The sequence below is a fragment of the Streptomyces sp. P9-2 genome, assembly GCF_051903975.1.
In the GTDB taxonomy this organism is placed as follows: Bacteria; Actinomycetota; Actinomycetes; order Streptomycetales; family Streptomycetaceae; genus Streptomyces; species Streptomyces cellulosae.
In genome coordinates, this window is record NZ_CP192633.1 from 199,803 (window position 1) to 212,715 (window position 12,913).

Below are 12,913 nucleotides of genomic sequence, written 5' to 3' on the forward strand. Positions count from 1 at the left end.
AGGCCCGTCAGCCCGCCTTGGCCTCGCCGGTGCCGTAGAGCACCCGGGTGACCGACGCGTGGGTGACCCCGTGGTCGGCGAGGACCTCGGCGGGCACGCCGGGGCGGACGGTGAGCGAGAGCAGCAGATGCTCGTCGCCGATGTGGCGGTGGCCGCGGGCGGTGGCGGTGCGCAGGGCGCCCGTCAGGACGTCCTTGGCCGCCCGGTCGAAGGGGCGGTGCCCCCGCCACCGGGAGCGGGACGGCTCCGCGGACAGCGCACCGGGGCCGTGCGTCTCCTCCACCCGGGCGACGATCTCCGGGACGTCGATGCCCAGCCCGGCGAGGGCGTCCGTCTCGGCCTGGGTGAGGCCGCCACGCCGCCGCGCCCGCTCCAGGGCCTCCCGTACGGGCTCACGGCGTTCGTCGAGCCCGAGGGCGGTCAGGGCGAAGGAGGCGCGGCTTCCCTCCCGGTCGAGCAGGGCGAGGAGCAGATGCTCCGCGCCGACGCGGGCCGCTCCCGTCCGTTCGGTGTGGGCCACGGCCTCCTTGACCACGTCCCGGGCGTCCTTGGTGAACCGTTCGAACATCAATGCCTCCCGTACTTCTTGTGCACGGCCTGCCTGCTGACCCCGAGTTCGGTGGCGATCTCCTGCCACGACCAGCCGTGGTTGCGCGCGTTGCGCACCTGTACGGCTTCCAGCTGCTCCAGCAGCTTGCGCAGCGCGGCGACGGCCCGCAGGCCGACCCGCGGGTCGCGGTCGCCCGCCCGCTCGGCGAGATCCGTAGCCTCAGTCATGACGTCAACTTACGTTGACATCGATGCTCTGTCAACCGCAGTTGACATGCGAACGGCCGGCCCGGGAGCACCGGACCGGCCGTGGAAGCGGGGAAACGACCCTCAGGGGTTGGTGAGCACGATCTTGCCGAACAGCTCGCCGGACGCCATCCGTTCGAAGCCCTCGCGGGCCCGGTCCAGGGGCAGCACCTCGTCGATGACGGGCCGCACCCCGGTCGCGGCGCAGAAGGACAGCAGGTCCTCCAGCTCGTCCTTGGTGCCCATCGTGGAGCCCACGACCTTCAGCTCCAGGAAGAAGATGCGGGTCAGCTCGGCGTGCGAGGGCCGGTCGCCGCTGGTGGCGCCGGAGATCACCAGCGTGCCGCCGGGACGCAGCGACTTCACCGAGTGGGACCAGGTGGCCGCGCCTACGGTCTCGATCACCGCGTCGACGCGGTGCGGCAGCCGCGCGCCGGGCTCGACGGCCTCCAGGGCGCCCAGCTCCAGCGCGCGCTTGCGCTTGGCCTCGTCGCGGCTGGTGGCGAAGACCCGCAGGCCCGCCGCCTTGCCGAGGACGATCGCGGCGGTCGCGACCCCGCCGCCGGCGCCCTGCACCAGCACGGAGTCGCCGGGGCGCACGCCCGCGTTGGTGAACAGCATCCGGTAGGCGGTCAGCCAGGCCGTGGGCAGGCAGGCCGCCTCCTCGAAGGACAGCTCCTTCGGCTTGGGCAGGATGTTCCAGGTGGGCACGGAGACCTGCTCGGCGAAGGTGCCCGGGTAGCGCTCGGTCAGGATGGAGCGGGGCTCCTTGGGCCCCACGCCGTGACCGGACTCGCCGATCACCGAGTGGAGGACGACCTCGTTGCCGTCCTCGTCGATCCCGGCTGCGTCGCATCCGAGGATCATCGGGAGCCTGTCCTCCGCGAGGCCGACGCCGCGCAGGGACCAGAGGTCGTGGTGGTTGAGGGAGGCGGCCTTGACCGTGACGGTGCTCCAGCCCGGCCGGGACTCGGGAGCGGGTCGCTCCCCCGACTCCAGTCCGTTGAGCGGCTCATCGCGGTCGATTCGGGCGGCGTAGACAGCGAACATGACCTTGACGATAGGTTCCGCGCCCCGCCGAAGGAACCGTGCCCGCCTGTGACACACGCCCCCTTGCGCCGGACCGCGTCCCCACGAAAGGGGCTCCTGACATGCGTGAGCCCCGTCCACGGCCTGGACGGGGCCCTCACACACGTGCGCTCAGCGCCGGGCGACGCCCTCCGCCCGGGCGGCCGCGGCCACGGCGGCCGTCACCGCGGGGGCGACCCGCTCGTCGAACGGGGACGGGATGACGTAGTCCGCGGCGAGGTCGTCGCCGACGACGGAGGCCAGCGCCTCGGCCGCGGCGAGCTTCATGCCCTCGGTGATGCGGGAGGCCCGCACCTGGAGAGCGCCGGCGAAGATGCCGGGGAACGCCAGGACGTTGTTGATCTGGTTCGGGAAGTCCGACCGGCCGGTGGCCACGACGGCCGCGTACTTGGCCGCGACCTCCGGGTGCACCTCCGGGGTCGGGTTGGCCATGGCGAAGACGAACGCGCCCTCGGCCATCGACGCCACCGCGGGCTCGGGAACCGTGCCGCCGGAGACGCCGATGAAGACGTCGGCGCCCGCGAGCGCGGACTCCAGCGTGCCGGAGATCCCGGCCTTGTTGGTGAACGACGCCAACTCCGCCTTGATCGGCGTGAGGTCCTCGCGGTCCCGCGAGACCACACCCTTGCGGTCGGCCACCGCGACGTCCCCGATGCCGGCCTCGACCAGCATCTTGGCGATCGCGACACCCGCCGCGCCCGCGCCGGAGATCACCGCCCGCAGGTCGCCCAGCGGACGCCCGCTGAGCCGCGCCGCGTTCCGCAGCGCCGCCAGCGTCACGACCGCCGTGCCGTGCTGGTCGTCGTGGAAGACCGGGATGTCCAGACGCTCCTGGAGCCGCCGCTCGATCTCGAAGCACCGAGGCGCCGAGATGTCCTCCAGGTTCACCCCGCCGAAGGAGGGGGCGAGCCGGACCACCGTCTCGACGATCTCGTCGACGTCGGTGCAGTTCAGCGCGAGCGGGACCGCGTCCACGCCGCCGAACTGCTTGAAGAGGATGGCTTTGCCCTCCATCACCGGGAGGGAGGCCTCGGGGCCGATGTCACCGAGCCCCAGCACGGCCGTGCCGTCGGTCACGACGGCGACGACCGAGGACTTCCACGTGTAGTCGTGGACCAGCTCCGGCTGCTCGGCGATCGCGCTGCACACCTTCGCGACGCCGGGCGTGTACGCCAGGGACAGGTCGTCCTTGTCGCGGACCGGCACGGTGGCCTGCACGGCCATCTTGCCTCCGCGGTGCAGCGCGAACGCCGGGTCGAAGGACTCGAGGGGCGCTGCTCCGCCGCCCTGCTCGGAAGCGTCCCGGTTCTCGCTGTCGCTGCGAGGATTGACAATCTCCGCTGCCACTTGGTTTTACCCCTTAAGTGTTCATTGTTTGAGGGTTGCCACTCCTGGTGAGGGGTGGGCGGGGACGTGTCAGGCCCGGAGGGGTTGTTGCGTACGGGCCGAACACGACGGGCGCGCCGCACACGCGCCCTGAGCCCCGGATGAGGGGTGTAAAGAACCTTCTTACCCGACGGACGCGGTCGGCGACGAGTCCATAACGCGAAGGTCACATGCCGACGCCATGAAGCATCGTCCGATATCAGGACAAGACCTGGACGAAGTCCCAGCAAGCCCACAAGTACCCCTCCGGCTCGGCGGGTCGCCCGCGTAACAGGCGTATCGGCGAAGATCTTGCGGCCGGAATGAAGGATTCCCGGAGAGTCTGCGGCGGCGTTGTACCCAAGATGCCGGGTTCGAGGACCCGCCGTTATCCGATTTTGACATCGCAAGCCCCCTGAACGGTCCAATCCGAATGGCAAGATGCGGTAATCACACGAGGTCGCGGCACTCGAAGGTGTGTGCTCCCGTCGACCCCGCGGCGATGCCGACAGGCAGTCGCCGGCCCCATCGGCAACTCCACCCATCCGCCGGAGGAACCCACATGACCGCAAGCACCACCCGTCGTACCACCGCCGCGCGCTCACGGATTGCAGCGGTCGGCGCGATCGCGGTCGCAGGCGCACTGCTTCTCACCGGCTGCGGTGACCAGACCAAGAGCAAGGACTCGGGCGGCAAGGACGGCGCGTCGAAGAGCACCGCCCCGCTGGCCGACAAGCTGCCTCAGGCGATTCGTGACAAGGGCGTCATCAAGGTCGGCTCGGACATCGCGTACGCCCCGGTCGAGTTCAAGGACGACTCCGGCAAGGTCGTCGGCATCGACCCGGACCTCGCGGAGGCCATGGGCAAGCAGCTCGGGGTGAAGTTCGAGTTCCAGAACGCCACGTTCGACACCCTGATCGGCGGCCTCGCCTCGAAGCGCTACGACATCGCCATGTCCGCGATGACCGACACCAAGGACCGCCAGGAAGGCATCGACGGCGACACCGGCAAGAAGGTCGGCGCCGGCGTCGACTTCGTCGACTACTTCACCGCGGGCGTCTCGCTCTACACCAACAAGGGCGACACCAAGGGCATCAAGACCTGGGACGACCTGTGCGGCAAGACCATGGCCGTACAGCGCAACACGTTCTCGCACGACCTTGCCAAGGACCAGGCGAAGAAGTGCACGGACGCCGGCAAGAAGACCCTGAAGGTCGAGGAGTTCGACACCAACCCCGAGGCCGAGACCCGGATGCGCTCCAAGGGCGCGGACGTCGTCTCCGCCGACTTCCCGATCGCCGCCTACTCCGTGAAGAACTCCGGCGGCGGGAAGTACTTCGAGATCGTCGGCGAGCAGGTGGAGGCCGGCCCTTACGGCATCGCCGTCGCCAAGGGCAACGACGAACTGCGCGACGCCCTCCAGGCCGCGGTCCAGGCACTCATCGACAACGGCGAGTACAAGAAGATCATCGAGAAGTGGGGCGTCGAGGACGGCGCGATCACCGAGGCCAAGATCAACGGCGGTTCCTGAACCGCTTCGTTCGACTCGGCTCTGAAAGGCTCCACCCGTGACTGTTGACGTCAGCAAGACGGACGGTCCCGGCGCGACGCCCCCCGCCGGAGCGGAGGCCATCAAGGCCATTCCGGTCCGGCACCCGGGGCGGTACGTGTCCGCGGCCGTCGCCCTCGCTCTCCTGGGGGCGGTCGTATACGCCTTCGCGCAAGGCAAGATCAACTGGGGGGCGATCCCCGAGTACTTCTTCGACGGACGCATCCTCGACGGTGTCTGGAACACCCTGCTGCTCACGGTGCTGTCGATGGTGATCGGCATCGCCGGCGGCATCCTGCTCGCCGTGATGCGCCTGTCGAAGAACCCGGTGACCTCGTCGATCGCTTGGTTCTACATTTGGTTCTTCCGCGGTACCCCGGTCCTGGTCCAGCTCTTCGTCTGGTTCAACCTCGGCCTGGTGTTCGAGTACATCAACCTGGGTCCGGTCTACAAGGACTACTGGTCGTCCTTCATGACGCCGCTGCTGACGGCGCTGCTCGGCCTGGGTCTCAATGAGGCCGCGTACATGGCCGAGATCTGCCGAGCCGGCCTGCTTTCGGTGGACGAGGGACAGACCGAGGCATCGCACGCCCTGGGCATGAGCCACACCAAGACTCTCCGCCGAATCGTCGTCCCCCAGGCCATGCGGGTGATCGTGCCGCCCACCGGCAACGAAGTCATCAACATGCTGAAGACGACCTCGCTCGTCTCCGCGGTTCAGTTCGCCGAACTCTTCCAGGAAGCCAAGGACATCGGCCAGAACTCGGGCTCACCGGTGGAGATGTACTTCCTCGCCGCCGCGTGGTACCTGATCATGACGTCGATACTCAGTGTCGGCCAGTACTACATTGAGCGTCACTACGCCCGCGGCTCGCTGCGCTCTCTGCCCCCGACGCCGATGCAGCGCCTGAAGTCGGCCGTCCTGCCCACCCGCCGCGCGAAGGGAGTCACGGCATGACGCAGTCCTCCCCCGCCATGGTCAAGGCCGAGGGCGTGCACAAGTCCTTCGGCCAGGTCGAGGTTCTCAAGGGCATCGACCTGGAGGTGCAGTCCGGCGAGGTGTTCTGCCTCATCGGCCCCTCCGGCTCCGGCAAGTCGACCTTCCTCCGGTGCATCAACCACCTCGAGAAGATCAACGCCGGCCGTCTTTATGTGGACGGCGAGCTGGTCGGCTACCGCCAGAAGGGCGACAAGCTGTACGAGCTCAAGGACAGCGAGGTCGCCCTCAAGCGCCGGGACATCGGCATGGTCTTCCAGCGCTTCAACCTGTTCCCGCACATGACCGCCGTCGAGAACATCATGGAAGCGCCCGTACAGGTCAAGGGCGTGGCCAAGGCGGCGGCCAGGGAGCGGGCGATGCAGCTCCTGGAGCGCGTGGGCCTGGGCGACAAGGCCGGGAACTACCCCTCCCAGCTCTCCGGCGGCCAGCAGCAGCGGGTGGCGATCGCGCGTGCGCTCGCCATGGATCCCAAGCTGATGCTGTTCGACGAGCCGACCTCGGCGCTCGACCCGGAGCTGGTCGGTGACGTCCTCGACGTCATGCGCGACCTGGCCGAGTCGGGCATGACGATGATCGTCGTCACCCACGAGATGGGCTTCGCCCGCGAGGTGGGTGACAGCCTGGTGTTCATGGACGGCGGTGTGGTGGTCGAGTCCGGCCACCCGCGTGACGTGCTGACCGACCCGCAGCACGAGCGCACCAAGTCGTTCCTGTCCAAGGTCCTCTGACCTCGGGGCCCGGGGCACAGGGAAGGGGCGGTACGGAGGACTCCGTACCGCCCCTTCCCTGTGCCCCGGGCCCGCTACTTCAGGGCGAGCAGCAGTGTGTCCGACGGTGAGCACCACACCGGGCGGGCCTCCGCGAAGCCCGCCTCGCGCAGGGCGCGGGCGTGCCAGGCCGGGGACGGCATGTCGCCGTCGGCGTGCTCGCCGTAGATCTCGAAGCGGCGGGCGGTGGGGCCGGCGAGGACGGGGTCCTGCGCGGCGAGCTGCCACCACTCGGCCCAGTCGAGGGCGCCCCGCTCCTTGGCCTGATCCATGCGTGCGTGGCGCTGCGCGCGCTCGGCCGCGTTGATCCGCGGGGTGGTCTCGTCGATCATGTGGTCCGCGTTCATGAAGACGCCGCCGTCGCGGACCAGGCCCGCGATGTGTCCGTAGAGGTCCGCGAGGGGTTCCCGGTGCAGCCAGTGCAGGGCCGTCGCGGTGAGCACGGCGTCGTAGGAGTCGTGCGGGAGCTGTGTGGCCCAGCCGGGGTCCTTCAGGTCCGCGGTGACGAAGGTGACCCGGTCGTCGCCCGCGAAGGTGCCCTCGGCGATGGCAAGCAGCGCCGGGTCGAGGTCGACGCCGGTGCTGGTGGCGTCGGGGAAGCGGTCGAGCAGGCGGGCGGTGATGCTGCCGGTGCCGCAGGCCAGGTCGAGGACGCGCGGGGCGGTCCCGACGAGGGCCTCGACCATGTCGAGCATGACCCGGAAGCGTTCCTCCCGGTCGGGCATGTACCACTCCTGCTGGCGGTCCCAGCTCTCCTGCCAGGCGTGCCAGTCGGTGCCGGCCGTGGTGGTGTGCGAGTCCGTCATGGCCCCTCCCTCGCGGTGCACTCCGTAATACCCTGGAAGCACGATCGTCTGTTACCCGACCGCACGCACGACCATAGAGCCCCTGCGTAAGGACTACAAGTGGAACTGGCCTATTACTCGGACTACGCCGTCCGTCTCGTGAACACCGAGGAGCCGGTCCGGGGCACGGACGCGCTCACCTCGGTCGAGGCGGTACGGGACCTGTTCGGCGGCAACCGGTCGGCCGCCCGGCGGGCCACCGAGGCGGACGTGACGCGGTTCCGCTCGGTCCGGGCCAGGCTGCGGTCGGTCTTCGAGGCGGCGAACGACGGGGACGAGACCCTCGCCGTCGACCTGCTGAACTCCCTGCTGCTGGAGTTCCCGGTGAGCCCGCAGATCTCCGGCCACGACTTCCGCGACGACGACGGCCGCCCGCTGTGGCACATGCACCTGGCGGACCATCCGTCCAACGCGACCGCCGGGTACGCCGCGATCGCCGCGATGGGCCTGGCCTTCCACCTCACCGAGTACGGCGTCGACCGCCTCGGCCTCTGCGAGGCGGCGCCCTGCCGCAACGCCTACCTGGACACCTCGACCAACCGCTCCCGGCGCTACTGCTCGGACCGCTGCGCCACTCGTGCGAACGTGGCCGCCTACCGGGCCCGCAAACGCCTGGAGGCGGACCGGTCGGAGAGCACGGGACGGGCCGACGTCAGCAGCCAGACCAGCAGCGCCAGCGGCGACCGCCGGGCCGTGGAGCGCGGCCGGTAGCGGAAGCGGACCCGGCCCAGCACCAGCTCGTCGGGGACGACGCCGTAGTCGGTGCTGTCGCCGCCCGCGTACGCGTTGTCCCCGAGCACCCACCAGCCCCCGTCGCGCCGCTCGGCCGCTCGCTTGACGACCAGCAGGTCCTGCTGGAACGGATGGCGCAGCACGATCACGTCGCCGCGTCTCACCCTCGCCCCGTAGTGGACCAGGAGCCGGTCCCCGTGGCGCAGCGTGGGCACCATCGACGGACCGGTCACCTCGGCCACCCCGAAGGGCAGCGGCGCCCTCACCCGCTCGGCGTCCTGCGACAGCTCCGGCATCTCCCGGCACCTCCCCGGTTCTTCCTCCACCAGTCTCAGTCTGACCCCGGACTTTTGTCCTAAGCCCACGGGGGCACTCGCGAAAACCGGTCCGTCACGGAGTAATGTCCCCTGTGAGAAGACGATCACGAGGAAGGAAACGCTTCATGCTTTCCCGCCTGTTTGCCCCCAGGGTCAAGGTCAGCGCCCACTGCGACCTGCCCTGCGGCGTGTACGACCCGGCCCAGGCCCGCATCGAGGCGGAGTCGGTCAAGGCTGTCCAGGAGAAGATGGCCGGCAACGACGACCCGCACTTCCAGGCGCGTGCCACGGTCATCAAGGAGCAGCGCGCCGAGCTGGCGAAGCACCATGTCTCCGTGCTGTGGAGCGACTACTTCAAGCCGCCGCACTTCGAGAAGTACCCGGAGCTGCACCAGCTGGTCAACGACACCCTGAAGGCCCTCTCGGCCGCCAAGGCGTCGACCGACCCGGCCACCGGCCAGAAGGCGCTGGACTACATCGCCCAGATCGACAAGATCTTCTGGGAGACCAAGAAGGCCTGACCCGGCCTTGCCGCTCCTCGCGGCCGGCGATCGGTGCACCATCGCAGGTCCTGGGGCTTTTTCCGAAGGGGACCCGTCGCTTCGCGCGGCGGGGCCCCTTCGGTGTTCTCCGGCGCCGTCCTTGGGGCCCATGGGATGCTGGGCACATGGAGCTGGAGGATCTGGTGCGGCTGCGGCGGGTCCGGGACCGGATGGACCGGGAGTACGCCGAGCCTCTCGACATCGCGGAGCTGGCGCGGACGGCTCTGATGTCGCCGGGGCACTTCCAGCGCAGCTTCCGGGCCGCGTACGGGCAGACGCCGTACGCGTATCTGATGACGCGGCGGATCGAGCGCGCCAAGGCGCTGCTGCGCAAGGGCGACCTGACGGTGACCGAGGTGTGCCTCGCGGTCGGCTGCACCTCGCTCGGGTCGTTCAGCGCGCGCTTCACCGAGCTGGTCGGGGAGACGCCGAGCTCCTACCGGGCCCGCTCGCACGAGGAGACCGCGGTCATCCCGCCGTGCTTCGTGCGGACGTACGCCCGGCCGGTGCGGGTGCGGCGACGGGCCGACCCGAGCGGGAACTTCTAGAGGGAGCGGGACGGGTATGGACAGGGCGACGGACGTGCGGCTCGCCCAGTGCTTCGTCGCGGTCGACGACCACGACAAGGCGCTGGCCTTCTACTGCGACGTGCTCGGCTTCGAGGTGCGCAACGACGTGGGGTACGAGGGGATGCGCTGGGTGACCGTCGCCTCCCCCGAGCAGGACGTGGAGATCGTCCTGGAGCCGCCGGCCGCGAGCCCGGACGTCTCCCCCGCCGACAAACAGGCGATGGCCGAGCTGCTCGCCAAGGGCCTGCTGCGCGCGGTCAACTTCACCACCACCGACTGCGACGCCCTGTTCGAGCGGGTGCGTGCCGCGGGCGCAGACGTGATCCAGGAGCCGGTGGACCAGCCGTACGGAATGCGGGACTGCGCGTTCCGCGACCCGGCGGGGAACATGGTGCGCTTCCTGGAGCGCCCCGCGGAGTGAACGGCCGTCGGGCTGACGCCCGTTCAGCGCTGTCGGCGGTACGTCCGCACCAGCGTGCCGTTGCCGAAGGCGCGGTGCGACTCCAGCGTGAACGGCGTGATCGAGAAACCGGCGGCGAACATCGGCATGCCCGAGCCCTGCACGATGGGGTACGTCTTGATCACCAGCTCGTCGATCTCGTCGACCAGCGCCCCGGCCAGCTCGGCACCGCCGCACAGGTAGACGCCGTACGCGCTGTCCTCCGCCTTCAGCGCGCGCACCCGGCCGACCAGGTCGTCGGAGATGATCTCGACGTCGGGGTCGGGCGACTCCCCCAGCGTGTGGGAGGCGACGTACTGCCGCAGATGGGCGTAGGGACTGGTGACGCCTTCCTTGAGGGCCAGGTCGTAGCTGCGGCGGCCCTGGACGATCGTGTCGAACTTCTTGTTGGGCAGGTCGTCGATGCCGAGCGGACGGCGGCCCGCGGTCGGCAGCGTCTCCGGGTACTCCGTCTTCAGGAAGTCGAAGAACTCCGCGTCGACCAAGGACACCATGGCCGACGCATCGCCCTCCGGGTCCCCGATGAAGCCGTCGATGGAGCAGGCGATGAAGTAGGTCAGATTGCGCACTGCGGCCTCTTTCCCCGGGGTTTCCGGAGTGGTGGCGAATTCGCGACAACTCCAGTTGTAGTACTTCGCTTGTAGTGGTGCAACGCCTTTAACGCGCCAACGCCAGGCCCGTGGCCGGAACCAGCACCGCCACCGACACCGCGACCGGGAGGGTGACGGCCAGGGCGGCGACCGCCCCGCGACGGACCGCCCGCGACGGCAGCGGGCCGTCGGGGGTCAGCCCCTCCCACAGCCGGGCCGTCTCACGACGCTCACCGGCGCACCTCACCGCGGCCCGGATCCGCAGGAGAGCGGTGGCCGTACCGCCGGCCGCCGTCACCGCGCACGGCGTCCACCACGACGCCGTGAGCAGCAGGGTCAGGCCGACGGCCGCGACCGTGGCCCAGCCGGTCAGGCAGGCGAGCGCGGCGGTGCGGCGGGAGGGCGGCCGGTCGGCCGCCCCGGCCCGCAGGTCGGCGAGGGCCGGCAGGTACCAGACGCAGCCGGCGCCGGTGACCAGCGCGCACCCGAGGGCGAGGACGGGCTGCGCCATGGCTCACTTCCCCGCTTCCAGGGCGGCGACCTCGGGGTGGTGCAGGTCGAACGCCGGAGACTCGCTGCGGATGGTCGGCAAGGAGACGAAGTTGTGGCGCGGGGGCGGGCAGGAGGTGGCCCACTCCAGGGAGCGGCTGAAGCCCCAGGGGTCGTCCACGCCGACCGGTGTGCCGTACCTGGCCGTCTTCCAGACGTTGTAGAAGAACGGCAGCACCGACAGGCCGAGCAGGAACGAGCCGACGGAGGACAGGGTGTTGAGGGCGGTGAATCCGTCCGCGGCCAGGTAGTCCGCGTACCGGCGGGGCATGCCCTCCACTCCCAGCCAGTGCTGGACCAGGAAGGTCAGGTGGAAGCCGGCCGTCAGCGTCCAGAAGGTGATCTTCCCGAGCCGCTCGTCGAGCATCTTGCCGGTGAACTTCGGCCACCAGAAGTGGAATCCGGCGAACATCGCGTACACCACCGTGCCGAACACCGTGTAGTGGAAGTGCGCGACCACGAAGTACGTGTCCGAGACGTGGAAGTCCAGCGGTGGCGAGGCCAGCAGAACACCCGTCAGACCGCCGAAGAGGAACGTCACCAGGAAGCCCAGCGTCCACAGCATCGGGGTCTCGAAGGAGAGGCTGCCCTTCCACATGGTGCCGATCCAGTTGAAGAACTTCACGCCCGTCGGCACCGCGATCAGCATCGTCATGAACGAGAAGAACGGCAGCAGCACCCCGCCCGTGACGTACATGTGGTGCGCCCACACCGTCACCGACAGACCCGCGATCGCGATGGTCGCGCCGATGAGGCCCATGTACCCGAACATCGGCTTGCGGGAGAAGACCGGGACCACCTCGGAGACGATGCCGAAGAACGGCAGCGCCAGGATGTACACCTCGGGATGGCCGAAGAACCAGAACAGGTGCTGCCACAGCAATGCCCCGCCGTTCGCCGCGTCGAAGATGTGGCTGCCGAACTTCCGGTCGCACTCCAGCGCGAACAAGGCTGCCGCCAGCACCGGGAAGACGATCAGCACGAGCAGCGCCGTGAGCAGCACGTTCCACGTGAAGATCGGCATGCGGAACATCGTCATTCCGGGCGCCCGCATGCAGATGACGGTGGTGATGAAGTTGACCGCGCCGAGGATCGAGCCGAAGCCGGAGAGGGCCACGCCCATGATCCAGAGGTCGGCGCCGATGCCCGGCGAGTAGATCTCGTTCGACAGCGGCGCGTACAGGAACCAGCCGAAGTCGGCGGCCCCTCCCGGGGTGAGGAAACCGGCCGCCGCGATCGTCGAGCCGAACAGGAACAGCCAGAACGCCAGCATGTTCAGCCGCGGGAACGCCACGTCGGGCGCGCCGATCTGCAGCGGCATGATCCAGTTGGCGAAGCCGGTGAACAGCGGCATGGCGAACATCAGCAGCATGATCGAACCGTGCATCGTGAACGCCTGGTTGAACTGCTCGTTCGACATGATCTGCAGGCCTGGCCGGGCGAGTTCGGCGCGCATCATCAGCGCCATGACGCCGCCGACGACGAAGAAGACGAACGCGCTGACCAGGTAGAGCGTGCCGATCTTCTTGTGGTCGGTGGTCGTCAGCCAGTCCACCCAGGCGGCCCGGCGCATCGCGGCCGGCTCCGGCGCGGGCCGCGCGGGCGTCTCCGTCCCCGGCGCGGTCCGGGGCCGCTCGTCCACGGCGGCTTCCAGGTGCTGCGTGCGTATCTCGTCCACCGGACGTCTTCCTCCCCATGTGTGGTGCGCGCCCATGATCGGCGTGGGGAGGACGGCTCCACATGG

16 protein-coding genes are annotated in these 12,913 nt (G+C 69.5%); 7 read left to right on the forward strand and 9 right to left on the reverse strand.

The genetic code is table 11. The features are described from left to right. Positions 1 to 7: 7 nt before the first annotated feature. The 4 genes from ACQY0Z_RS00885 to ACQY0Z_RS00900 all read right to left on the reverse strand — a co-directional run bounded on the left by ACQY0Z_RS00885 (position 8) and on the right by ACQY0Z_RS00900 (position 3,231). Positions 8 to 568 (reverse strand): Clp protease N-terminal domain-containing protein, encoded by a 561-nt coding sequence (locus ACQY0Z_RS00885; RefSeq protein ID WP_189901124.1) that lies wholly within the window; start codon positions 566 to 568, stop codon positions 8 to 10. Beyond that, on the reverse strand, positions 568 to 777 hold the full coding sequence (locus ACQY0Z_RS00890) for an HTH domain-containing protein (RefSeq protein ID WP_028959309.1): 210 nt from the start codon (positions 775 to 777) through the stop codon (positions 568 to 570). Before ACQY0Z_RS00890 ends, ACQY0Z_RS00885 begins: the two co-directional genes overlap by 1 nt. A 102-nt stretch (positions 778 to 879) precedes the next feature. Further along, entirely contained in the window at positions 880 to 1,845 is a 966-nt protein-coding gene (locus ACQY0Z_RS00895; RefSeq protein WP_189901122.1) for a zinc-binding dehydrogenase, read from the reverse strand. Positions 1,846 to 1,995: 150 nt separating this feature from the next. Continuing rightward, positions 1,996 to 3,231, reverse strand: a complete 1,236-nt coding sequence (locus ACQY0Z_RS00900; RefSeq protein ID WP_189901120.1) for an NAD(P)-dependent malic enzyme — start codon at positions 3,229 to 3,231, stop codon at positions 1,996 to 1,998. A 580-nt stretch (positions 3,232 to 3,811) separates the two neighbouring features. Here ACQY0Z_RS00900 and ACQY0Z_RS00905 point away from each other — a divergent pair. Genes ACQY0Z_RS00905 through ACQY0Z_RS00915 form a run of 3 tightly spaced genes read left to right on the forward strand, consistent with a single transcriptional unit; the run spans position 3,812 to position 6,526 of the window. Beyond that, positions 3,812 to 4,780 (forward strand): ABC transporter substrate-binding protein, encoded by a 969-nt coding sequence (locus ACQY0Z_RS00905; RefSeq protein WP_189901118.1) that lies wholly within the window; start codon positions 3,812 to 3,814, stop codon positions 4,778 to 4,780. 37 nt (positions 4,781 to 4,817) lie between these two features. After that, positions 4,818 to 5,756, forward strand: coding sequence for an amino acid ABC transporter permease (locus ACQY0Z_RS00910; protein ID WP_189901117.1), 939 nt, complete (start codon positions 4,818 to 4,820; stop codon positions 5,754 to 5,756). Continuing rightward, positions 5,753 to 6,526: an amino acid ABC transporter ATP-binding protein gene (locus ACQY0Z_RS00915; protein WP_347226766.1), complete on the forward strand. Its 774-nt coding sequence runs from the start codon at positions 5,753 to 5,755 to the stop codon at positions 6,524 to 6,526. The genes ACQY0Z_RS00910 and ACQY0Z_RS00915 overlap by 4 nt, the downstream gene beginning before the upstream one ends. Before the next feature lie 74 nt (positions 6,527 to 6,600). On the opposite strand, the gene ACQY0Z_RS00920 is transcribed toward ACQY0Z_RS00915, so the two are convergent. Continuing rightward, complete coding sequence (locus ACQY0Z_RS00920) at positions 6,601 to 7,371, reverse strand: class I SAM-dependent methyltransferase (RefSeq protein WP_189901115.1); 771 nt, start codon at positions 7,369 to 7,371, stop codon at positions 6,601 to 6,603. A 99-nt stretch (positions 7,372 to 7,470) separates the two neighbouring features. Here ACQY0Z_RS00920 and ACQY0Z_RS00925 point away from each other — a divergent pair, with 99 nt between their 5' ends. Continuing rightward, on the forward strand, positions 7,471 to 8,121 hold the full coding sequence (locus tag ACQY0Z_RS00925; RefSeq protein WP_189901113.1) for a CGNR zinc finger domain-containing protein: 651 nt from the start codon (positions 7,471 to 7,473) through the stop codon (positions 8,119 to 8,121). On the opposite strand, the gene sodX is transcribed toward ACQY0Z_RS00925, so the two are convergent. Next, positions 8,004 to 8,438 (reverse strand): nickel-type superoxide dismutase maturation protease, encoded by a 435-nt coding sequence (gene sodX / locus ACQY0Z_RS00930; RefSeq protein ID WP_189901111.1) that lies wholly within the window; start codon positions 8,436 to 8,438, stop codon positions 8,004 to 8,006. The genes ACQY0Z_RS00925 and sodX overlap by 118 nt on opposite strands. Positions 8,439 to 8,584: 146 nt before the next feature. On the opposite strand from sodX, the gene sodN reads away from it, so the two are divergent. The 3 genes from sodN to ACQY0Z_RS00945 all read left to right on the forward strand — a co-directional run bounded on the left by sodN (position 8,585) and on the right by ACQY0Z_RS00945 (position 9,991). After that, on the forward strand, positions 8,585 to 8,980 hold the full coding sequence (gene sodN, locus ACQY0Z_RS00935; RefSeq protein ID WP_006136256.1) for a superoxide dismutase, Ni: 396 nt from the start codon (positions 8,585 to 8,587) through the stop codon (positions 8,978 to 8,980). A 146-nt stretch (positions 8,981 to 9,126) separates the two neighbouring features. Then, positions 9,127 to 9,549 (forward strand): helix-turn-helix transcriptional regulator, encoded by a 423-nt coding sequence (locus ACQY0Z_RS00940; RefSeq protein ID WP_189901109.1) that lies wholly within the window; start codon positions 9,127 to 9,129, stop codon positions 9,547 to 9,549. Between the two features lie 16 nt (positions 9,550 to 9,565). Then, positions 9,566 to 9,991, forward strand: coding sequence for a VOC family protein (locus ACQY0Z_RS00945; protein ID WP_189901107.1), 426 nt, complete (start codon positions 9,566 to 9,568; stop codon positions 9,989 to 9,991). A gap of 23 nt (positions 9,992 to 10,014) precedes the next feature. Here ACQY0Z_RS00945 and ACQY0Z_RS00950 read toward each other — a convergent pair whose 3' ends face one another. The 3 genes from ACQY0Z_RS00950 to ctaD form a co-directional block, all read right to left on the reverse strand. After that, positions 10,015 to 10,599: a dihydrofolate reductase family protein gene (locus ACQY0Z_RS00950; protein ID WP_189901105.1), complete on the reverse strand. Its 585-nt coding sequence runs from the start codon at positions 10,597 to 10,599 to the stop codon at positions 10,015 to 10,017. An 88-nt stretch (positions 10,600 to 10,687) separates the two neighbouring features. After that, positions 10,688 to 11,131 (reverse strand): hypothetical protein, encoded by a 444-nt coding sequence (locus tag ACQY0Z_RS00955; RefSeq protein ID WP_347226543.1) that lies wholly within the window; start codon positions 11,129 to 11,131, stop codon positions 10,688 to 10,690. Between the two features lie 3 nt (positions 11,132 to 11,134). Then, positions 11,135 to 12,742: an aa3-type cytochrome oxidase subunit I gene (gene ctaD / locus ACQY0Z_RS00960; RefSeq protein ID WP_430541791.1), complete on the reverse strand. Its 1,608-nt coding sequence runs from the start codon at positions 12,740 to 12,742 to the stop codon at positions 11,135 to 11,137. Positions 12,743 to 12,913: the final 171 nt, after the last annotated feature.